Annotated in this window: 18 protein-coding genes; 14 read left to right on the top strand and 4 right to left on the bottom strand. The window is 39.7% G+C overall.

The features are described from left to right. Positions 1 to 282: 282 nt before the first annotated feature. Positions 283 to 1,758 carry a TerD family protein gene (locus RTR43_RS04980; protein WP_312470104.1) on the bottom strand — a complete coding sequence of 492 codons (1,476 nt, stop codon included), beginning with the start codon at positions 1,756 to 1,758 and terminating at the stop codon, positions 283 to 285. 279 nt (positions 1,759 to 2,037) lie between these two features. Between RTR43_RS04980 and RTR43_RS04975 the strand changes: the two genes are divergently transcribed. The 10 genes from RTR43_RS04975 to RTR43_RS04930 all read left to right on the top strand — a co-directional run bounded on the left by RTR43_RS04975 (position 2,038) and on the right by RTR43_RS04930 (position 12,220). Then, entirely contained in the window at positions 2,038 to 2,862 is an 825-nt protein-coding gene (locus tag RTR43_RS04975) for a M55 family metallopeptidase (protein WP_312470102.1), read from the top strand. Positions 2,863 to 2,875: 13 nt separating this feature from the next. Next, on the top strand, positions 2,876 to 3,808 hold the full coding sequence (locus tag RTR43_RS04970) for an ABC transporter permease (protein ID WP_248733396.1): 933 nt from the start codon (positions 2,876 to 2,878) through the stop codon (positions 3,806 to 3,808). Next, positions 3,808 to 4,761, top strand: a complete 954-nt coding sequence (locus RTR43_RS04965; RefSeq protein ID WP_312470100.1) for an ABC transporter permease — start codon at positions 3,808 to 3,810, stop codon at positions 4,759 to 4,761. Before RTR43_RS04970 ends, RTR43_RS04965 begins: the two co-directional genes overlap by 1 nt. A 4-nt stretch (positions 4,762 to 4,765) precedes the next feature. Further along, positions 4,766 to 5,758 (top strand): ABC transporter ATP-binding protein, encoded by a 993-nt coding sequence (locus RTR43_RS04960; protein ID WP_312470099.1) that lies wholly within the window; start codon positions 4,766 to 4,768, stop codon positions 5,756 to 5,758. Positions 5,759 to 5,793: 35 nt separating this feature from the next. Next, positions 5,794 to 7,425: a peptide ABC transporter substrate-binding protein gene (locus tag RTR43_RS04955; RefSeq protein WP_312470098.1), complete on the top strand. Its 1,632-nt coding sequence runs from the start codon at positions 5,794 to 5,796 to the stop codon at positions 7,423 to 7,425. Positions 7,426 to 7,488: 63 nt separating this feature from the next. After that, positions 7,489 to 8,412 (top strand): S66 peptidase family protein, encoded by a 924-nt coding sequence (locus tag RTR43_RS04950; protein WP_312470097.1) that lies wholly within the window; start codon positions 7,489 to 7,491, stop codon positions 8,410 to 8,412. Between the two features lie 14 nt (positions 8,413 to 8,426). Next, a complete protein-coding gene (locus RTR43_RS04945; protein ID WP_312470095.1) occupies positions 8,427 to 9,527 on the top strand; it encodes a dipeptide epimerase in 1,101 nt (366 codons plus the stop codon). Continuing rightward, positions 9,520 to 10,434, top strand: a complete 915-nt coding sequence (locus RTR43_RS04940; protein ID WP_312470093.1) for a C40 family peptidase — start codon at positions 9,520 to 9,522, stop codon at positions 10,432 to 10,434. The genes RTR43_RS04945 and RTR43_RS04940 overlap by 8 nt, the downstream gene beginning before the upstream one ends. After that, the gene (locus RTR43_RS04935) at positions 10,434 to 11,441 is read left to right on the top strand and encodes an ABC transporter ATP-binding protein (protein ID WP_312470091.1); all 1,008 of its coding nucleotides are present in this window, start codon (positions 10,434 to 10,436) and stop codon (positions 11,439 to 11,441) included. The genes RTR43_RS04940 and RTR43_RS04935 overlap by 1 nt, the downstream gene beginning before the upstream one ends. 2 nt (positions 11,442 to 11,443) lie before the next feature. Then, positions 11,444 to 12,220, top strand: coding sequence for a serine hydrolase (locus RTR43_RS04930; protein WP_312470090.1), 777 nt, complete (start codon positions 11,444 to 11,446; stop codon positions 12,218 to 12,220). Positions 12,221 to 12,452: 232 nt separating this feature from the next. Here the strand turns inward: RTR43_RS04930 and RTR43_RS04925 are convergent, their stop codons facing one another. From RTR43_RS04925 to RTR43_RS04915, 3 genes are all read right to left on the bottom strand, one after another. Next, complete coding sequence (locus RTR43_RS04925) at positions 12,453 to 13,913, bottom strand: alanine/glycine:cation symporter family protein (RefSeq protein WP_312470089.1); 1,461 nt, start codon at positions 13,911 to 13,913, stop codon at positions 12,453 to 12,455. Between the two features lie 188 nt (positions 13,914 to 14,101). Continuing rightward, a complete protein-coding gene (locus RTR43_RS04920) occupies positions 14,102 to 17,245 on the bottom strand; it encodes an MMPL family transporter (RefSeq protein ID WP_312470088.1) in 3,144 nt (1,047 codons plus the stop codon). Next, positions 17,242 to 17,712, bottom strand: a complete 471-nt coding sequence (locus RTR43_RS04915) for a MarR family winged helix-turn-helix transcriptional regulator (protein ID WP_312470087.1) — start codon at positions 17,710 to 17,712, stop codon at positions 17,242 to 17,244. The genes RTR43_RS04920 and RTR43_RS04915 overlap by 4 nt, the downstream gene beginning before the upstream one ends. Before the next feature lie 196 nt (positions 17,713 to 17,908). Here RTR43_RS04915 and RTR43_RS04910 point away from each other — a divergent pair, with 196 nt between their 5' ends. From RTR43_RS04910 to RTR43_RS04895, 4 genes are all read left to right on the top strand, one after another. Continuing rightward, on the top strand, positions 17,909 to 18,889 hold the full coding sequence (locus RTR43_RS04910; RefSeq protein WP_312470086.1) for an efflux RND transporter periplasmic adaptor subunit: 981 nt from the start codon (positions 17,909 to 17,911) through the stop codon (positions 18,887 to 18,889). Then, positions 18,889 to 19,599: an ABC transporter ATP-binding protein gene (locus RTR43_RS04905; RefSeq protein ID WP_312470085.1), complete on the top strand. Its 711-nt coding sequence runs from the start codon at positions 18,889 to 18,891 to the stop codon at positions 19,597 to 19,599. The genes RTR43_RS04910 and RTR43_RS04905 overlap by 1 nt, the downstream gene beginning before the upstream one ends. Then, the gene (locus RTR43_RS04900; RefSeq protein ID WP_312470083.1) at positions 19,577 to 20,743 is read left to right on the top strand and encodes an ABC transporter permease; all 1,167 of its coding nucleotides are present in this window, start codon (positions 19,577 to 19,579) and stop codon (positions 20,741 to 20,743) included. Before RTR43_RS04905 ends, RTR43_RS04900 begins: the two co-directional genes overlap by 23 nt. 88 nt (positions 20,744 to 20,831) lie before the next feature. Further along, on the top strand, positions 20,832 to 21,503 hold the full coding sequence (locus RTR43_RS04895; protein ID WP_312470081.1) for a response regulator transcription factor: 672 nt from the start codon (positions 20,832 to 20,834) through the stop codon (positions 21,501 to 21,503). Positions 21,504 to 21,512 lie beyond the last annotated feature (9 nt).

Raw genomic sequence — 21,512 nt, 5'->3', positions numbered from 1 at the left:
TACAAAGTCATCGAAAAGAATTAATTGCTCAAAACGAATAGATTGTTAAAGATTGTACTTAAAGTAACATGATTTAGTTCAATAAGAACTCCACATTTAATTCAAAAACGCTTGGGGTCACTTCAAAGTGAAGTGACCCCAAGCGTTTTTGTGTGATAATTACATTGTTATTTAACCTGTTGTTTATGTCGTTAAAATCATATGACATTTATATTGTGATTTAGCTTTCATTCCAAGTTAACGGGACTACTTACAATCTGAATGGAGGGTTTTTATTATTTATTACGACAGGAATTCAGCAGGGTTTAAGCCGAGCTCGTGGCAAATGTCTGCTACCATTTGCTTTTCATTATTATCAAAATTTCCATCAGCATAGCCGATTGCAATACAATAGCGGGCAATTAACCGGGCAATCTCAGGTTTTGTCCTTACTTTTCCCAGTGCACGGAATGCTTCTGCACGTCCCATCATTCGATCATTTTCCATCCTTGATACGAACATATTAAATTTTTGAATCACTTTATTGGTATCAAAAACACGTAATTCTTCACTTTGGTGAACAAATTCAAGCATTTTTTGCCGTTCCGAGGCATCTAAGTAACCATCAGCCATTGCTACTAGGGCGCAGCCTGCCACCACTGCCTCAAGTACATCTTGGCTTTTATAACGATTGAACACATCTTGGGCTTTTCTCTTTTGAGTATTTGCCCACTCCGCATAATCCGTTTGTGAAGGGGACCACGTGCTTCCACAGTTGTTACAAGTTAACTTAAGTTGATTTTGCCCTACAAAACCGCCAAGTAAGCCTACAGGACCAAGGATTAACCCACCAATTGCTGCTTTGCCAAGACCGAATCCTTTTTTTCCTGTTCGAACATTTGAGGAATGGCAACGCGGGCAAATAATATCATCTCCACCATATGTGTTCTGTGAACTTGGTGTTGAAGGATAAGTAGACTGTGCCGGATAACCATAGGATGGTTGCTGGTATGAAGGCAGGCTAGATTGGTTTTGTTGGGATGGATTATAGCTATTTGGGTTTTGCTGAAAAGGATTATTTTGATTAGGATGGTGCTGATTCTGCTGGTACGAATTCCTTTGTTGAAAAGAGTTATGGTTACTTTGGCTTTGCTGATAAGTCGGCTGCACTAACGGTGGTGTTGATGGTGCACTTACAGGCGGGTCATCAACCGTGACACCGAAGTTGCGGCATAAAGCAGCTAATCCACCTTGAAATCCACTGGCAATTGCATTAAATTTCCATTCGCCGTTATGACGATAAAGTTCTGCCGATACTATAGCCGTTTCTACAGTAAAATCTTTTCCTAAGTTAAATCTTAATAATTCCTCATTGGTTAATTCATTAAAAATACGTACATACGAATCCGCAATTTGTCCAAAATTTTGCCGTTTAACTTGGGCATCGTGAATAGTAATGGTAAAGGCAATCCGGTGAATATGGGCTGGAACTCTGTTTAAATCAATTCTTATCTGTTCATCATCCCGCACACCTGATCCGATTCGGTTGTCTCCGCTATAAATAATCGAACCATTTCCACCTGATGGATTGTTATAGAAAACAAAATCCTGATCACTTTGTACCTTTCCAGTTTGCCCTAATAAAAATGCCGAGGCATCCAGATCAAAATTGGATCCTAAATGACTTACATTCCAACCTAACCCGACAACGACATTTTGCAGGCCGGGGTGAGCTTTTGTTAGATCAACTTTTTGCCCCTTGCTAAGAGTAACACCCACACTTTTCACTCCTCATCCATTGTATATATGTACATTATAAATCTATTTTTTAAAAAGGGAAAAACTTCAAGGCGAATTTCTAAATATTTATCTGTTTTTCTACTGTTAAATAATACGAGTATTGAAATGAAAAGTTTCAAAAAATATGTATTAATTGATCATTAGCAGGGATGGGACTATAATACTATAATTAACGCAATTTTATAAAGAGTTTGAATAAAGAGAAATATTATTTTATAATAGAAAGAAAATTTGAATTAATTGTAAAGGGGAAAGTCTATGAAGTTATACATTTCAGTTGATATGGAAGGAATAACCGGACTTGTTGACCATACACACGTTGATTCCGACAAGTTGAATTATGAACGCAGTAGAATAATCATGACAGACGAGGCCAATTATGTCATCACTACTGCTTTTGAGGAAGGGTGTAAGGAAGTCGTTGTAAATGATAGTCACTCGAAAATGAATAATTTATTAATTGAGAGACTCCATCCAGAAACACAATTAATTACTGGTGATGTTAAGCCATTTTCTATGGTTCAAGGATTAGATGGGTCTTTTGCTGGTGCCATGTTTGTTGGCTATCATGCACGGGCATCACTACAGGGAGTTATGTCGCATTCGATGATCTTTGGAGTTCGTAATATGTACATAAATGATGTTGCTGTTGGTGAAATGGGATTTAATGCTTATGTTGCAGGTTATTATGATGTCCCTGTTTTAATGGTTGCTGGTGATGACCGGGCGGCAATCGAGGCAGAGCAGCTTATTCCTAATATTACAACAGCGATTGTGAAAGAGACAATCTCTCGGTCTGCAGCAAAATCGTTAACACCGATCAAAGCCGGACAGATCCTCAGAGAAAAAACGGCTCTTGCAATTAAAAATAAAGGTTTAATAAAACCGTTTACTCCTCCTGATAGACCTTTACTAGGGATTGAATTTGCCAACTATGGACAAGCAGAGTGGGCAAATTTAATGCCAGGAACAGAGATTATCCCTGGAACAACAACGGTCCGTTTTCAAGCCAAAAATATTTTAGAAGCGTACCAAGCAATGCTGGTAATGACCGAATTAGCGATGAGAACAACATTCTGTTAGGAAGTGGTCGAGCATGAAAACTTACTTTTTTAAACGATTGATTGCTATGATTATCACCTTATGGCTCATCATTACCGGGACATTTTTCTTAATGCACTCGGTACCTGGTTCACCTTTTAATGAAGAGAGGACCACAAATGAGCAAATCCAAAAAAACCTTGAATCCTACTATCAGCTCGATAAACCACTTTTAGTTCAATACGGCAATTACTTAATGGCTCTGGTCAAGTTTGATTTGGGACCTTCGATTAAAAAGTCATCCCAAACGGTCAATGATTTGCTTGGAAGAGGCTTTCCCGTTTCGTTTGAACTCGGCTTTTATACGTTGATTGTTGCGATAATATCCGGGATTACCTTAGGTGTGGTCGCCGCCCTTCGCCATAATGGTATCATTGATTACCTGTCAATGAGCATTGCTGTCTTAGGGATATCGATTCCGAATTTTGTATTGGCAACTTTTTTGATTCAACAGTTAGCTGTTAATATTCCAATCTTCCCAGTAGCTACGTGGTCTAGTCCAAAACATATGGTATTACCGATATTGGCACTGGCAACTGGACCGATGGCGATTATCGCTCGCTTAACCCGAACAAGTATGCTTGAAGTTTTAACCCAGGATTACATAAAAACGGCAAAAGCCAAAGGACTTTCACCAGTCAAAATTGTTTTTAAGCATGCATTAAGGAATGCGCTGTTACCAGTAGTAACTGTATTAGGGTCATTAGCCGCAAGTATTTTAACAGGAACGTTTGTTATTGAAAAAATATTTGCCATCCCTGGAATGGGGAAATATTTTGTTGATAGCATCAATAATCGTGATTATCCAGTCATTATGGGGACGACCATCTTTTATAGCGCCATTTTGATATTTATGCTTTTATTAGTGGATTTAGCATATGGAGTGCTAGATCCTCGAATTAAGCTTCATAAAAAGGAGGCGAAATAATGGAACTGCGCAAATATGAAAAACAGAATATTTCGCCAGATGTACCTGATGAATGGTTTGTTCCTTTAATCAAGAGAAATTCAGAAGCAGATGTAGTCGTGAGACCTAGCTTATCGTACTGGAAGGATTCCTGGTATCGGCTTTTAAAAAATAAATTAGCCATGGCTGGAATGGTTTTCTTATTCTTTCTTACGATTCTAGCCATTTTTGGTCCGATGATATCACCTCATTCGATTGAAACACAAAAGTTAACGATGCAGAATTTACCCCCATCGAGTAAGTTTTGGTTTGGAACAGACGATTTAGGAAGAGATGTGTTTACAAGAACCTGCTACGGTGCACGAATCTCTCTATTTGTCGGTTTAATGGCTGCCCTTATTGATTTTCTTATAGGTGTTGTTTATGGAGGCTTTGCAGGTTACAAGGGTGGAAGAACCGATAATTTTATGATGAGATTTGTAGAAATTTTATATGGATTGCCTTATTTGCTTGTTGTCATTTTAGTGATGGTTGTCCTTGACCCTGGTTTAACCACGATTATCGTTGCCCTTTCGATAACCGGATGGGTTGGGATGGCGCGAATTGTCCGGGGACAGGTCTTGCAAATTAAAAATTATGAATTTGTACTAGCTTCAAAAACGTTTGGAACGAAAACTGCCCGGATTATCCGGAAGAATCTGCTGCCAAACACAATGGGACCGATTATTGTTCAAATGACATTAACGATTCCATCTGCCATATTTGCCGAAGCATTCTTAAGCTTTATTGGCCTTGGAATTCAAGCACCGCATGCCAGCTGGGGTGTTATGGCGAATGATGGCTTATCTACGATTCTATCAGGATACTGGTGGCGTTTGTTCTTCCCGACTTTATTTATTTCATTAACGATGTTTGCATTTAATGTTTTAGGTGATGGACTCCAGGATGCCCTAGATCCAAAATTGAGGAGGTAGCAGCATGGAAAAAATCCTTCAAATTAAGGATCTTCACGTATCCTTTTCAACATATGGAGGGGAGGTGAAAGCGGTTCGAGGGGTAAGCTTTGACTTACATAAAGGAGAAACACTAGCGATAGTTGGAGAGTCGGGCTGTGGAAAAAGTGTCACCTCCCAAAGTATTATGAGATTGATTCCTGAACCACCTGGTAAAATACACGGCGGAGAAATTATTTTTAAAAACAATGATTTAATCAAATTAAAAGAACACGAAATGCGAAAAATTCGCGGTGCTAATATCTCGATGATTTTCCAGGACCCAATGACGGCCTTAAATCCTACCATTACCATTGGTGAGCAAATTATGGAAGGGATTGTACAGCATGAGAAACTAACAAGGACTCAGGCGAAAAGGGTTGCCCTAGAAATGTTGAAACTAGTTGGTATTCCTAATCCCGAATTACGGCTAAAACAGTATCCGCACCAGTTTAGCGGAGGGATGCGGCAGCGGATTGTCATTGCCATGGCGCTCGTGTGCCGGCCAGATGTATTAATAGCTGATGAGCCGACAACGGCCCTAGATGTAACGATTCAAGCACAAATTTTGGAGTTGTTTAAGGATATTCAAAAGAAAACAGGAGTCTCCATAATATTAATAACTCACGATTTAGGAGTGGTCGCACAGGTTGCTGACCGAATTGCTGTCATGTATGCTGGGAGAATTGTGGAATTAGGGACAAGAAGAGAAATCTTTTATCAGCCACAGCATCCATATACACAAGGGCTGTTACAATCTGTCCCCCGCTTAGATATAGAAATGGAAGAGCTGATTCCAATTCCAGGCACACCTCCAGATTTATTTTCACCGCCGCTGGGATGTGCTTTTGCAGCGCGTTGCCCATTTGCGATGGAAGTATGTAAACGAGTATACCCGTTTAAAACACAAATGAGCAACAAGCATCATGTAGATTGCTGGTTGCAGGATGAACGGGCGCAAAAATTGGCATCATCATAAGTTTATTTATAAATATAATGACTAGGGGGAAGAAGATGAAAAAGTTTACTACCATGCTGATTGCCGTTATGATGCTATTTGCTTTGGCGGCTTGTACAGCAAATAAGGATGCCGGAAGCGAGCGAAAGGATGACGGAAAAGGAAAGACTAACGAAAAGACAGAAAAGGTTCTCTATATGAATAATGGGCAAGAACCCACTTCATTTGACCCGCCAATAGGGTTTGATGCTGTATCGTGGAATTCCTTGAACAATTTAATGGAAGGTCTAACACGATTAGATGAATCCCATCAGCCCAAAGCAGCGACAGCAAAAAACTGGGATGTCTCAAAGGATGGAAAAACCTATACATTCCATATCCGTGACAACGCAAAATGGTCCAATGGTGATGATATCACGGCGGAAGATTTTGTATTTGCATGGAAACGGTTATTAGATCCGAATACCGGTTCTCCAGCAGCCTTTTTAGCTTATTTTATTGAAGGCGGGGAGGCTTATAACAACGGAAAGGGTTCTGCCGATGATGTGAAGATAAAAGCTGTAGATAAAAAGACCTTCGAAGTGACCTTAATCAGCCCGCAGGCCTATTTCTTAAGTGTCATTTCAAATCCATGTTTCTTCCCAATTAATGAAAAAGTAGCAAAGGAAAATCCAAAATGGTTTTCTGAAGCAAGCACATTTGTTGCTAATGGTCCATTTAAATTAGCCGATTGGAAACATGACAGTGAGTTTACAATGGTCAAAAATGATAAATATTGGGATGCAAAAAATGTGAAAGTGGATAAAGTGCATTGGGCTATGGTTGATGATCCCAATACTGAATACCAGATGTATACAACTGGTGAACTAGATACGTCTCCCGTTCCAGCAGAGCTAGCCGATAAATTGTTTAAAGAAGGCGACGTAAAGGTAGAAGATCAAGCAGGTGAATATTTCTACCGTTTTAATTTGACAAAGGAGCCTTTCCAAAATGAGAATATCCGAAAGGCATTCGCATTGGCTGTTGACCAGAAACAAATGGTTGAGCATGTCACAAACAATAAGGAAAAGCCTGCCTATGGCTTTGTTTCCTACGGATTTAAAGACCCTGACGGCAAAGACTTCCGTAAGAAAAATGGAGACTTAATTAAAACAGATGTTGCGAAAGCAAAAGAGCTTTTGAAAAAAGGAATGGAAGAGGAAAAGTATACGAAACTTCCTGAGGTTACATTAACCTATAGTACTAGTGATACGCATAAGAAAATTGCCGAAGCCTTACAGCAAATGCTCAAGGAAAATTTAGGTGTTGATGTGAAACTAGCGAATATGGAAAGTAATGTATTTGCACAGGACCAAAAAGCATTGAAATTCCAGCTTTCACGTAGTTCATTCCTAGCTGACTATGCTGATCCAATCAACTTCATCGAGAATTTTATCACCGGTTCTCCAATGAACCGTACTGGTTGGAGCAATGCTGAATTTGATCAATTGATTAAAGATGCAAAACATGAAAAAGATGAAAAGAAACGGTTTGAGATGATGTATAAAGCTGAAAAGATTTTATTTAGTGCAGCACCAATTATTCCAATTCACTTCTACAACCAGGTGTACTTACAAAATAAACAGGTAACAGGAATCGTTCGTCACCCAGTTGGTTACTTAGAATTAAAGTGGGCAGATAAAAAATAAAACTGGGAAGGGGATGTTCGTTTGAACATCCCTTTTCCTAAAAACATGAAAGGGGAATTTAGGATGAATCTAGTAAAGCCAAGTCGCCTAAAAAAAGGAGATACTGTTGGTGTCATTGCTCCTGCCAGCCCGCCGAATCTAGATAATCTTGAAAGAGGAATCGGTTTTTTACAGGAGGTAGGTTTAAAAGTCAAGAAAGGGAGAAATGTTAGCAATATATATGGCTATTTAGCGGGCTCCGATCAAGAAAGACTTGAGGATTTACATGAAATGTTTTTAGACAAAGAGGTTAAGGCAGTCATTTGTGCGTGCGGGGGATACGGAACAGGAAGAATTGCAGCAAACATTGACTACGAAATTATTAAAAATAACCCGAAAATTTTTTGGGGTTATAGCGATATTACTTTTTTACATACAGCTATAAGGCAAGAAACCGGACTAGTCACCTTCCATGGTCCAATGTTGGGGTCTGATATCGGAAAGGAAGATACCCATCGATTATCAAAAGATGGATTTTTGCAATTGTTTCAACCAACGGAGTTGACCTATACTGAGCAACTATCACCATTAGAGGTGTTAGTTGATGGTGCAGCAACGGGTGAACTTGCTGGTGGGAACTTGTCCCTCTTAGTTAGTACGCTTGGTACTAAGTTTGAAATAGACACAAAAGGAAAGCTTTTGTTTATTGAGGATATAAATGAAGAACCACGTTCAGTGGACAGGATGCTGAACCAACTTTATATGGCTGGTAAGCTTGAAGAGGCTAGCGGAATTCTCCTTGGAGACTTTTGGGACTGTACATCAAAAAGAAGTCTTTCGTTAACACTAGATGAAGTCATCAGTCATTATATAAAACTAGCAAACAAACCTGCACTAAGTGGATTTCAAATTGGTCACTGCAACCCGCATATTACCATTCCTTTTGGTGTTAATGCGAAGTTAAACACAGCTGAAAAAAGACTATTTATCGAAAGCAGCATCATGTAAAGGACTGATAAATAATGAAGATTGAAACAATTAAAACATTTAGAGTTGCTGTCCCCCTTATTAAGCCTTTCAAAACAGCACTAAGGACCGTTACAACTGCCGAGGCTATATTAGTGAAAATAGACTGTGATAACGGAATCGTAGGCTGGGGAGAGGCTCCCCCAACCGTCGTTATCACGGGTGACAGTTTATTAAGTATTGAATTCGCCATCCACCATGTAATAAAACCTTTTTTAGAAAAGAAAAGTCTTTTAAACTATGAAATGATTTTTCAGGGCCTGAAAACGATTTTAGTAGGAAATCCAAGTGCAAAAGCAGCAGTCGATATGGCTCTTTATGACTGTCTTGCCCAATATTGCAAGTTGCCGCTTTATCAATTCCTTGGGGGCCACAAAAAAGAATTGGAGACCGATTATACCGTAAGTGTGAATGGACCGGAGGAAATGGGTGACGATGCTGTTTCTTACATCCAGCAAGGATTTAATGTATTAAAAGTAAAGGTCGGTAAAGATGATATTAGCACCGATCTCGAACGAATCCGCGAAGTTAGGAGCCGGGTTGGTAACGAAATCAAAATTCGACTGGATGCGAATCAGGGCTGGACCGCAAAGGATGCCATTCGCGCTATCCGTAAAATGGAGGATAGCGGCTTACGAATTGAATTGGTGGAACAGCCTGTAAAAGCGGACGATATTGAAGGACTAAAACAAGTGACTGACAATGTCTCTACGCTTATTATGGCAGACGAAAGTGTTTTTTCACCAAAGCAAGCTTTTCAGGTATTGAAAACAAGAAGTGCTGATTTAATTAATATTAAGCTGATGAAAGCGGGCGGAATCTATCAAGCTCAGATTATTAATCAGCTCGCCGAGACTTGTGGTGTCGAGTGCATGGTGGGCAGCATGATTGAAACCCGTCTTGGCATTACAGCCGCAGCCCATTTTGCTGCAAGTAAGCAAAATATTACCCGTTATGATTTTGATGCGCCGCTTATGCTTGCAAAGGAAATTATTGATGGGGGAATTCAATATAATAATAGATTTATCACGATGCCAACAGAGTCTGGTCTTGGGATTAAAGAGGTAATTATTGAAGGGGGAGTTTCTGTTGGATAAATGGCTCGTAAATGTACCGGTTGCAACAGTTTGGACATCTTTCGATTCGGCCAGGGATATTGATTGGGATGCCGTAACTAATCCCGTTAATATGGCTGCTTGGTTACATGGTTTAACATATGAAACAAGGCTAGGTTTATGTGAGGACAACCTTGTCCAAACGCAAGTTTTATTCGGTCAAGAGGTCTTGCTGATGGAAGAAAAGGAGAATTGGGCACATATCATTATTCCCAGCCAGCCGTCTTCAAAAAATGAAAGCGGCTATCCTGGATGGGTGCCAAAGTCACAATTGGTTAGAAGTGAAGCGGAGTGGAATTTACATGATGGACCAGTGGTAGTTGTAACAAGTCCCAAAGCGATTTTATCTGGAGAAAACATTTTAGAACTATCGTTTCAAACGACACTGCCACTCATTAATGAAGAGGATTCAAAGGTATACGTCAAAACTCCGAAAGGAATTGGTGAGTTAGGTTGGGAAAATATTGTTGTATTTGAAACAATGGCTGCACGTTATAAAGGGATGGGAAGCGATATTGTTTCAGCAGGAGAACAATTTCTTGGCCTACCCTATCTTTGGGGCGGCATGAGCAGTTATGGATATGATTGCTCTGGTTTCAGCTACTCGATGTGTAAGGCAAATGGCTTTATTATTCCCCGCGATGCCCATGATCAAGCAAATACAGGAAAAACAGTTCCATTATCAGAAATAAAACCAGGTGATTTATTGTTTTTTGCCCATGAAGAGGGGAAAGGAAGTATTCATCACGTAGGCATATATTACGGAAATGGGAAGCTACTTCACTCTCCAAACACTGGCAAAACGGTAGAGATTATTTTGTTGGCAGGAACGATTTATGAACGTGAGCTTTGTGCAGCAAGGCGCTACTGGCATGAGACGGAGGCATAATGATGGAAAAATTATTACAGGTTAATAATTTGAAAAAGCATTTCCATTTGGGCCATGGTGAGGTCTTGAAAGCAGTTGACGGAGTATCCTTTCATATCAATAAGGGAGAAACCTTCGGAATTGTGGGTGAATCCGGATGTGGAAAATCTACTGCTGGAAGGACAATCATTGGTCTATATGATCGGACCGAAGGGGAAGTTTTGTATAACGGAAAAAACATTCACAGCTTAAATTCGAAAGACCGGTTTGCTTTTCACAAGCAAATGCAGATGATTTTTCAAGATCCGTATGCATCGCTAAATCCAAGATCAACCGTCAGTGAAATCATTTCTGAACCGATGGAGGTCCATGGTCTGTATCCTAATAAAAAGGATCGTTTGAAGCGAGTTTATCAATTACTTGAGGATGTTGGCTTGAATAAAGATCATGCGAATCGCTATCCTCATGAATTTAGCGGCGGCCAGCGTCAAAGGATTGGAATAGCCCGTGCTCTCGCACTAGAACCCCAATTTATTATTGCCGATGAACCGATCTCTGCCTTAGACGTATCCATCCAGGCTCAGGTAGTGAACTTGTTGAAGCGGCTGCAACAGGAAAAAGGATTAACCTATCTGTTCATTGCTCATGACCTTTCAATGGTAAAGCAATTTAGTGACCGCATCGGTGTTATGTATTTAGGGAATTTAGTCGAACTAACAGCTAGTAAGGAATTGTATAAGAATCCTCTCCATCCCTACACACAAGCCTTGCTGTCAGCAATCCCGATTCCTGATCCTGACATCGAGGATAAACGGGAGCGAATTATATTAACTGGTGAGTTACCAAGCCCCATCAATCCACCAAGCGGTTGTGTTTTTAGAACGCGCTGCTCAATGGCAATGGAAATTTGTGCAACAGAAAAACCAAATTGGCAGGAAATTGATGCTGGTCATTTTGTAGCATGTCACCTATATAATAAAAACAAAACTGGCGGGCACGATTATTCTCAGGTTGCCGTGACGATTTAATCATGAAAATCCTAGAAGCAAAGATAACAGAGGAAATTAAAGGATTAAAAGGTCGGATAGGTTTGGTTATTGAGATTGGAGAGGAACAAATTCAAGTGAATGGTCTTGATGTGTTTCAGTCCGCAAGCTTGATCAAAATTCCTATTTTAATAGAAGCACTAAGGCGATGTGAGGATGGGAAGATGAGTGAGAGTGATCCTGTCCCAATAGGAAAGGAAGCAATCGTGGGCGGGTCAGGTGTCTTGCAGACCCTGTCACCTAATGCATTGTTAACAGTAAAGGACTTAATGACATTAATGATTATTGTCTCAGATAATACGGCAACAAATTTATTAATAGATCTATTGGGAATGAATGTGATTAATCGTTTTATGAGGCAGTTTGGACTAACACGGACTGAACTTAATCGAAAAATGATGGACTTTCAGGCAATAGAGCAGGGAAGAGACAATTATACGAGCCCGCTAGACATTGTTCAATGTTTGAAGTGGATGACGGAAGGGACTGTTCTTTCTAAGGATAGTCAGTTGATTGCGCTAGAAATCATGCGAAACCAGCAGTTTAAAGATAAGCTGCCGGCACAGATGGATCATAATCAGGTGTTAGTGGCCAATAAAACGGGTGAACTTCCAAAAGTGGAACATGATTGTGCAGTGATTCAATATGGAGCGAAAACCGCTTTTGTGTCAGTCTTGATGGACCAGCTAGAAGATTTACATGCTGGAAAGCAAACGCTGAATAAAATGGGAAAACATATTTATGATTATTTAGTTGATTAGAAAGAAAGGGACTGACTTCTGATGAAAGTCAGTCCCTTTCTTATACTATCAGAATTAATAACAATGAACTTTGAGAATTGTCTAGCTACAGCGCCTAGGGGCTAGTGTCCTTCGCTCTCCGCCCTACGATAAGTCAAGCACGGATGCGCTCCGCTCTCCGTGTTTCCTTTATCTCAGTTGGAGTGCTCCAGGCCAAACGCCCCTGACCAAGGCGCTTGCGCTTTTCTATGCATCAGCCTGTTTTTTCTTCTTCCAACGGCTGCGTATATTCATGCTCCCAGAAATCTGCATCTTTAATGCCCAGCTTTACAGGGTCAAATACTGGATCCTTCCCATCTTTAAGCTGTGCTTCGTAGTCTCTTAATATCTTGAAGGCTGGTTTTGATAAAAGGAGAATAGCGATAATATTTAACCATGCCATACTTCCTACACCAATGTCTCCTAACGTCCAGGCAAGCTTTGCTGTCTTCACACATCCGTAGAATACCATTCCAAGAATAGCTACTTTAAGAATATATTCTGACCAGACACGTTTTACTTTTTGGTTAATATAGGCAAGGTTTGTCTCTGCCATATAATAATAGGCCATGATTGTCGTAAAGGCGAAGAATAATAAGGCAATCGCAACAAACGGTGCACCAAAACCTGGCATTACTGATTCAACAGCTGCTTGTGTATAGCCAGGGCCCGGCTGCATATCGCCGAGTGTGGTAACAATCGCTTTTCCATTATCAGGCGTAACATTGTACATTCCCGTAATCAGAATCATAAACGCTGTTGCAGAACAAACAAATAATGTATCAATATAGACGGAAAACGCTTGAACAATCCCCTGTTTGGCAGGGTGGGATACTTCGGCTGCTGCTGCCGCATGGGGAGCAGTTCCTTGACCTGCTTCGTTGGAATAAATCCCGCGCTTCACTCCCCATGAAATTGCCGCACCTAGAATTCCGCCAAAAGCAGCATCTGCGCCGAATGCACTTGAGAAAATGAGTTTTAAAACAGCAGGTAACTGGGAAATATTTAAGAATACAATGATTAATGCTACGATAATATAACCAGTAGCCATGAAGGGGACAACGAATTCAGCAACGCGGGCAATCCGTTTTACTCCACCAAAGATGATGATTGCCAGGAAAAAAACTAAAGCTGCCCCAGTGATTGCAGGTGAAATTCCGAAGGCGTTTTTAATTCCTAATGCAATACTATTCGCCTGTACTCCAGGTAATAGCACGCCAGTGGCAATGACAGTAACAACCGCAAATAAAACTGCGTACCATTTCAATTTTAGGCCTTTTTCTATGTAATAGGCAGGGCCCCCGCGAAATTGGCCATCCTGTTTTACCTTGTAGACTTGTCCTAAAGCGGCCTCGACGAATGCTGATCCTGCACCCAAGAAGGCGATTGCCCACATCCAGAAAACCGCACCTGGTCCGCCATAAGCTATTGCGGTAGCAACACCCGCAATGTTTCCAGTTCCAACTCGGCCGGACAATGCCAGTGATAACGCCTGAAAGGATGAAATACCCGCGTCCGATTTCCCGCCTTTGAACATCAAAGGAATAATGTCTTTCATATGTCTAACTTGAAGAAATCTGGTTGCAAGTGAATAGAATAAACCTACCCCTAAACATAAATAAATAAGTGCCGGGCTCCAGATGATATCACTGAGCCATTTAACAAACTGTTCCATAAATTTCCCCCTTTATCATTTTTCTGATTATTAATATATAACAGAATATTATCTAAAAAAAGAATCTTCCGACTCATTTTTGCAATTTTCATTTATATTAAAAATTTTTTACGATAATAAATAGATCTTTATGGAAGAATAAATGAAAAAAAAGCACGCTGACCGATTTGGGTCAGCGTGCCGATTCGTTAATTAAGTTGATTTACCCGGTCGTTATTTTTTCTAAATGGCCACCAGTTGGCTGTGCCAAATGTTTTCACCATGACTGGTACAAACAATGGAAGGACAATTAATGCGTACAAGGCAAGACCGATTAATAGAATTGTAGCAATTTCGAGCAATGATAAAACGCCAGATGGCATCATTGCGGCGAATGTCCCACCTAAGATGATGGCAGCTGAAATAATGACGGTGCCCATCTTTTTCATCGATTGCAAGATCGCTTGTTCAACCGGTAAATGCCGGTATTCATTGAACCGGTCCATTAAGAAAATACTGTAATCAATACCAAGCGCAACTAATATGACAAAGGCAAAGAATGGTACGGCCCAGCTAATTCCTGAATAACCCAATAAATGGACAAAAATCGATTCTGTTATTGCCATCGAAGTATAGTAGGTTAATATTAATGAACCAATTAGGTAAAGTGGCATAATGATAGAACGAAGTAAAATAATTAAAATGATACTAATCCCTATAAGCATAAGCACAACGGTCCGTGTATAATCTGCCTTGGAAATCATCTCAAGATCATTGTGCATACTAGACACACCACCAATGGCCACTTTTGCATTTTCAAGTTTAGTATCCTTAATTGCTCGTTTGACTGCTTGCTTTATTTCTGGGATTCGATCAATTGCTTCATTGGAATAGGGATTATTATTAAAGACGACATCAATCGTCATTACTTTGTGATCCTGGGACAAATAGGCGTTGAGTGCATGCTCAAAATCCTTGCTATCCAGCACGTTCTGCGGAATATAAAACCCGTTTTGTTTCTGCTTTGATACATCCGTCAGATAATCTTGGGCAGAATTAAGACCATCAGATACTTGATATAACCCATCAGCACTTTGGGTTAGGCCGTCTGAAAGCTGTGAGATTTGGCTACCCATGTTTTCAAAGCCTGTGAGGAGTTGCTGCTGCCCATTCTTCAAGCCGTCTAATCCGCCGGAAACCTGAGGTATCCCTTTAGAAATTATTTCTCCTTGACCGTTTTCCATTTTATTAAGAGCCGTTTCGAGCTCTTCGATTCCCGTTAATAGCTGTTCCATACCTTTTACAAGTTGTTCTTGACCGGAAGTTAATTCTGCAAATTTACTATTTGTAAAATTAATTCCATCAATCGCACCTTGTAGTCCAACATTATATCCTTTCAATTTTTCTCTGATTATTGCTGTGTTTGTTTGTGAATCATTTATTACTTTTTTAATAGCTTGATAGTCTTGGTTTTGTCCGATATCATGATAATCTTTTTCAAGATTAGAAAAGGATTGATTCGTTGTTAGTAAAATTTGGTTTAATGAATCTACATCTTGAGCAATCCCAGTATAATTTTCTTTAAGTGCCGTTATCCCTGAGCTAACTTTATTATAGCCCCCAATCAATTGTTTACTACCCGATAAAACCTCTAGAGATTTAGTTTTGATTTCAAAAAGACCTTTTCGAATTTGGGTAGTGCCACTCGAACTTCCTTTAAGTCCCTGTTCAATTTCTGAAAGATGACCTTGAATGGTACCCATACCCGTTTTTAATTGGTTCGTCCCCGTAATTAACTGACTAATTCCATTTGTTGCTTCCTGGATTTTGGGCTGATTTGCGGCCATCTGTCCGCCAGCTTCAGAAAGACCGTCTCTGATTTTTTTAATCCCATCATTTCCTTTGCCCAGTCCGTCCCCAAGACTTCCCACTTGTTTTGAAAGGTAAAAATCATCAATCGGAGTGCCAGTCGGGCGGGTGATAGAACGAATCGTTTTAACAGCAGTTACTTTACTCAGCTCCTGGCTAATTGATTCAGTAAGGGCTATATAGTCGGATGTGTTCATTTTATCATCGTTTTTAATGACAATTTGCGTCGGCATCGATTCACCGGGGCCAAAGGAGTCAGAAATGATATTGAAGCCTTTTATCGAAGGATAATCATCGCTTATTTCCTCAAGAGAATTAAATGATAATTGATCTTTATAGGTGAATAAGAATGGAACTGAAATAATGGCGACAATGATTAAAGCAATCAACGGTCGTGCTAGTGCAAATTTTCCGGCAAATCCCCAGAATTTACTATCACCATGCTCAAGTTTGCCTTTGGATGGCCAAAATAGTTTTTTTCCAAGTACTGCCATAAAAAATGGAACTACTGTAACGAGGGCAATTAACAGAATCGCAACCCCAACAGCAACGGCTGCTGCCGATTTGTAAAGCTGAAAGGTTGAAAAACCAATAGATGCAAATCCAATTAAAACCGCAAAACCACTAAATAAAACAGTTTTTCCAGCAGTTCGATACGTGGTAATAATGGCTTCAATAACATGTTCACCTTTAGCAAGTTCCTCCTTAAAACGGCTAAGAAGCAAAATACAATAATCCGTCCCTATCCCGAAAAGTACTGCGACTAAGAAAATTTGCGTAAAGGTGGATATGGGGAAATTAACGTTATCAACTAATAAACTAACAATGGATTGGGCGGTAAGATAACTGAATCCTACTGTCACTAACGGTATAATTGGTGCAACAGCAGATCTAAATACTAAGAGTAAAACAACCAAAATGAATCCAACAGTGATGCCTTCGGTTTTTTTCAAGCCTTCTTGTGAATTAGTAACAAGATCCTCATTAATCACCCAGCTGCCAGTATAATAATGATCAAGTTTGACATGGTCAATCACTTGATATAAATCTTTTGAAATATCTTTTGCCTCTCGCCCATTTGCTGTCACTTTCAGCGATACGAGGATCGTTTTTCCATCCTTTGACACAAGCTGACCCTTCAATTGTTCCTGATTGAAATGGGTAAGAATTTCAGTAATGCCGAGTTCATTTTTGTTCTTTTCAAGCTGCTTAACAGCTTTTTCGGCCTTCGAAAAATCTCCATTCGTTAGCTTTTTATCACTATGGAATACGAGTGCTGTTTGCAAATAGTTGCCTTTGTTTTCACTTGACTGTACATCTTTAAGAATTTTTTGCGCAATCGTAGAGGTGTACCCTTGTGGAACGGAAATTTGTCCTTTCTCACGCACGAGAGTTTCCATATTCGGAGCTACCATAAAAAGAGTAGTGATAACGAAAATCCAAGCGACTAAGATAATCCATTTTCCTTTAATTATCGCTCTCACTTTTCAATTCCTCCCAATTCTTCCTGTTTCTTGTTGTCCAATATCAGGGCCAATTTTTCATAAGTATTGATAAAAGTGGTAATTTCAGTTTCGTTAAATTGCGTAATAATCGACTCGACTAATAGTGTAACTTTTTCTTGGCAATTTTGGTAAAGATTAATCCCTTCATCGGTTAAAGTTAAATAAACAACTCTTCGATCGTTTTCATCACGCGTCCTTAGAATCAGTCCTCTGTCGGCCATCCGATTGATAATCGCTGTAATCGCACTTTTATTCACCTGAAAAGCATCCGCTAGTTCCGTCGAAGTACATTCCCCGGACTGATGGATATACCTTAATGTGAAGTGCTGATCGTTTGTCAATTCATTGCTAAGCTGTCCTTTAATTAACGACTCGGCTTTTTTATGTACTTGAAAGGAAACGGTTACATAGCGGTCAATTAATTCTTGAATAATCTTGTTGTCCATTGTGATTTTTACCTCCTCGGAAAATTAGTTAAACCATTTAACTATTCACTTGTTAAACTATATAACGGATTAAGTAATAGTGTCAATTAATTACTTGGTTCAATTTTTTTTTAAGGAAAAGTTAAGGAATGAATTTAATAATAGGCTTATTCAAAAAAAACATCGGGTCCCTTGGATCAAAAAGGAGTAAGTGAACATGAAAAAGTGGATTATTATCGTTATTGGTGTAGTGGTAATTGGTTTTGTGGGATACCAATGGTATGGTTCAAAAACAAATGCCCAACAAGGAACAACACAAATTCGAACTGCTGTTGTTCAAAAAGGGAAACTAGACGTAAAAATAAGCGGCTCGGGAACCGTGCAGCCGGTTACAAGTGAAGATGTTAAATCGAATATTAATAATAATGACGTAGATGAGGTACTTTTCTCAGCTGGAGAAGAAGTCAAGAAGGGGGATGTACTGATTACATTTACAGATGGAAGTGACCCGGTAACAGCACCTATGGATGGTATTATTACTACCCTATCAGTTTCGTCCGGAGAGCGAGTGACAGTTGGCCAAGTTGTTGCCCATATAACAAATTACAACGATTTGCAAACAATAGTACAAATTGATGAGTTAGACATTTCGAAAATAAAACTAAATCAACCTGTTACGATAAAAGTAAATGCTTTTCCCGAGCAAACATTTGTGGGAAAAGTTACAGCGATAGCTAATGAAGGTTCAGCAGCAAATGGGGTTTCTACCTTTGATGTGACTATTCATTTTGATAAAGGAAGTAACTTAAAGGTTGGGATGAGTACTGAAGCGAGTATTTTAACTGCAAGTAAAGACAATGCGTTATATGTCCCAGTCGATGCGGTTCATTCAATGAATAATCAAAAATTCGTTATTGTTGCTTCATCAGACTCCAATAATCAAAATATTACTACGGAACAGAAAACGGTTAAAACCGGATTAGCTAATGAAGACTTTGTTGAAATCACAGAAGGTTTAACAGAAGGAGAAGTTATTCGCTTGCCACAATTGGCAAACAGTAAAACGAATGGACAAATGATGCAAGGTGGATTTGGTGGATTTGGCGGTATGGGAGGCATGAATCGTCAGTTCCGAAATAGTACTGGAGGTGAAAATAGGCAATTTGGTGGCACCACAACTGGAAGGAGTGGTAATTAATGAGCACCCCTATCATTAAAATAAGCAATCTTATGAAAACCTATAAGCTTGGTGGTGAATCCGTCCATGCCTTAAATAATGTCTCATTGGATATTAACAAAGGTGAATTTTTAGCCATTATCGGACCTTCCGGTTCAGGTAAATCCACTTTGATGAATATGATAGGCTGTCTTGACCGACCAGATTCAGGTCAATATCTATTAGATGGAAAAGATATCGGAAGAATGAATGATAACCAATTGGCAGAGATACGAAATCAAAAAATCGGCTTTATTTTTCAAAATTTTAACCTTTTAACGAAATTAACAGCGCTTGAAAATGTAGAACTGCCATTGTTATATGGAGGGGCTTCAACAGCAGCCCGCCGAGAATTTGCTTTAGAGGCTCTATCAAAGGTAGGGTTGTCTGAGCGGGCCGGTCATTTGCCAACCCAGCTGTCAGGCGGTCAACAACAGCGGGTCGCCATTGCAAGAGCATTTGTTGGAAGTCCTTCCATTCTGCTAGCTGACGAGCCTACAGGAGCACTTGATAGCAAAACAAGTAAGGAAATCCTTCAAATTATGAACGAATTAAATGAAGCAGGAAACACGATTATATTAATTACACATGATTTATCCATCGCAAAACAAGCAAAAAGAATGGTTAGTATCCAGGATGGCCAGCTTTTTGAGAGTGGGGGGGATCTCCATGAGAATATTTCAATCTATTAAAATGGCACTTCGCAGTATTAAAAGCAATAAACTCCGATCGATTTTAACGATGCTGGGAATTATTATTGGTGTATCTTCGGTAATTGTTTTAGTGTCCATAGCACAGGGGTCGGCTACTAATGTTACCAATCAAATTAACCAATTAGGTACAAACCTATTAACGGTAAATACCTTTGGAACAGATTTAGCATTAACGGAAGATAAAATAGGCGACTTAAGTAAATTGAGTGGTGTAAAGGCCATTGCGCCGGTCATTTCAGGTCGAGTCAATGTAAAAAAGGATAGAACGTCTTCCCAAGTAACCTTAACAGGAACTACCGGGGCTTACTCTTCTGTTCGTGATGCAAAGGTTAGTCAAGGGCGATTTTTGACTGACCTTGACATCGAGTACAGACAGAAAATAGCAGTTCTTGGCGCAAATACAGCCGCTACCTTTTTTGGAACGGATAATCCTGTTGGTCAATATATTCAGGTGGATGGGACTTCTTTCAAAATAGTGGGTGTATTGGCCTCAAAAGGCAGTTCACTTGGCCAAAGCGGTGATGATGTAGTAATCGTCCCACTTAGTACCGGAGAAAGATTAGTAAAAACAACAAATATTAATCAGGTATATATTCAAGGAAAAAGCGAGCAGCAAATGGATCTTGTGATGACTGAGGTTGAAATGAAAATGGCATCGATGTTTCCAAATAAAAGTGATTCCTATACCGTTACCAATCAGAAGGATTTAATGGACACTATGAGCTCCGTTACCCAAACAATGACAATGATGTTAGGTGGAATCGCAGGGATTTCCTTACTCGTCGGTGGAATTGGAATTATGAATATCATGCTCGTTTCCGTTTCCGAACGGACGAGGGAAATTGGAATCCGAAAGGCAATTGGTGCCAAAAGGCGGGATGTTCTGTTGCAATTTTTAATCGAAGCAGCCGTCTTAAGCTCGATGGGAGGAATAATTGGAATTCTTGCCGGAATTGGGCTTGGTAAAATCATTTCAACGGCATTGAGCTTAACAGTAACCTATTCGACATCTGTTATTTTGCTAGCATTTATCTTCTCGGTTATCGTCGGAATTGTATTTGGAGTATTTCCTGCCAATAAAGCTTCGAAATTAAACCCGATTCAAGCATTGAGACATGCATAAAATATTAAACAGCGGAACGCTCCTGTCGCGGCCGCTTTGTTTGCTATATAATTAAAATTATCGTAGTCCTTTTAAGGGAGAGGTAGAGATGCGTTTATTAGTGGTAGAAGACAATCTTCCATTATTGGAATCCATTGTACAGTTATTGTCGGACGAGTTTGAGGTGGATCAAGCATCGAACGGAGAGGATGCTCTTTTTTTGGCGATGCAAAACATACATGATTGTTTAGTTTTAGATGTGATGATTCCGGAAATCGATGGCTTTGAAGTATTACAGACGATTCGAAAGGAAGGCTTGAAAATTCCTGTTCTGTTCCTTACTGCAAGAGATTCTTTAGAGGATCGTGTAAAAGGATTAGACAGTGGCGGTGATGATTACTTAGTAAAACCCTTTCAGGCTGCCGAATTAAAAGCGCGAATCCGCGCGCTGTTAAGACGAAGTGGGAGCTTAACAACCAATCAAACGATTCAATTTCGAGGGATAGAACTCTTGGGGAAGGAACGAGATATTCTCGTTGATGGCGAGCCGATTAAACTTACCTCCAAGCAATATGAATTGTTGGAATACCTGATTCAAAATAAAGGAGCCATATTAACAAAAGAGCAAATCTATGATCGTGTTTGGGGCTTTGACTCTGATACAACCATTGCCATTGTTGAAGTGTTCATGCACCATCTCCGCAAAAAATTAGAACCGTTTGGCTATCATGCCGATATTAAAACCATACGTGGAGTAGGCTATATGCTGAATGAAGAATAGGAGTCGCAA

This window comes from Neobacillus sp. (assembly GCF_031988165.1).
Lineage (GTDB): Bacteria > Bacillota > Bacilli > Bacillales > Cytobacillaceae > Neobacillus > Neobacillus rhizosphaerae.
This window is presented reverse-complemented; position numbering and strand designations above follow the sequence as displayed.

What these genes read in the sequence shown, in the direction of transcription:
- RTR43_RS04910 (WP_312470086.1), top strand. Translation starts at nt 17,909, where the DNA reads ATGAAAAAGTGGATTATTATCGTTATTGGTGTAGTGGTAATTGGTTTT.
- RTR43_RS04950 (WP_312470097.1), top strand. Translation starts at nt 7,489, where the DNA reads ATGAATCTAGTAAAGCCAAGTCGCCTAAAAAAAGGAGATACTGTTGGT.
- RTR43_RS04895 (WP_312470081.1), top strand. Translation starts at nt 20,832, where the DNA reads ATGCGTTTATTAGTGGTAGAAGACAATCTTCCATTATTGGAATCCATT.
- RTR43_RS04935 (WP_312470091.1), top strand. Translation starts at nt 10,434, where the DNA reads ATGATGGAAAAATTATTACAGGTTAATAATTTGAAAAAGCATTTCCAT.
- RTR43_RS04970 (WP_248733396.1), top strand. Translation starts at nt 2,876, where the DNA reads ATGAAAACTTACTTTTTTAAACGATTGATTGCTATGATTATCACCTTA.
- RTR43_RS04915 (WP_312470087.1), bottom strand. Translation starts at nt 17,712, where the DNA reads ATGGACAACAAGATTATTCAAGAATTAATTGACCGCTATGTAACCGTT.
- RTR43_RS04930 (WP_312470090.1), top strand. Translation starts at nt 11,444, where the DNA reads ATGAAAATCCTAGAAGCAAAGATAACAGAGGAAATTAAAGGATTAAAA.
- RTR43_RS04960 (WP_312470099.1), top strand. Translation starts at nt 4,766, where the DNA reads ATGGAAAAAATCCTTCAAATTAAGGATCTTCACGTATCCTTTTCAACA.
- RTR43_RS04905 (WP_312470085.1), top strand. Translation starts at nt 18,889, where the DNA reads ATGAGCACCCCTATCATTAAAATAAGCAATCTTATGAAAACCTATAAG.
- RTR43_RS04945 (WP_312470095.1), top strand. Translation starts at nt 8,427, where the DNA reads ATGAAGATTGAAACAATTAAAACATTTAGAGTTGCTGTCCCCCTTATT.
- RTR43_RS04975 (WP_312470102.1), top strand. Translation starts at nt 2,038, where the DNA reads ATGAAGTTATACATTTCAGTTGATATGGAAGGAATAACCGGACTTGTT.
- RTR43_RS04965 (WP_312470100.1), top strand. Translation starts at nt 3,808, where the DNA reads ATGGAACTGCGCAAATATGAAAAACAGAATATTTCGCCAGATGTACCT.
- RTR43_RS04955 (WP_312470098.1), top strand. Translation starts at nt 5,794, where the DNA reads ATGAAAAAGTTTACTACCATGCTGATTGCCGTTATGATGCTATTTGCT.
- RTR43_RS04925 (WP_312470089.1), bottom strand. Translation starts at nt 13,913, where the DNA reads ATGGAACAGTTTGTTAAATGGCTCAGTGATATCATCTGGAGCCCGGCA.
- RTR43_RS04900 (WP_312470083.1), top strand. Translation starts at nt 19,577, where the DNA reads ATGAGAATATTTCAATCTATTAAAATGGCACTTCGCAGTATTAAAAGC.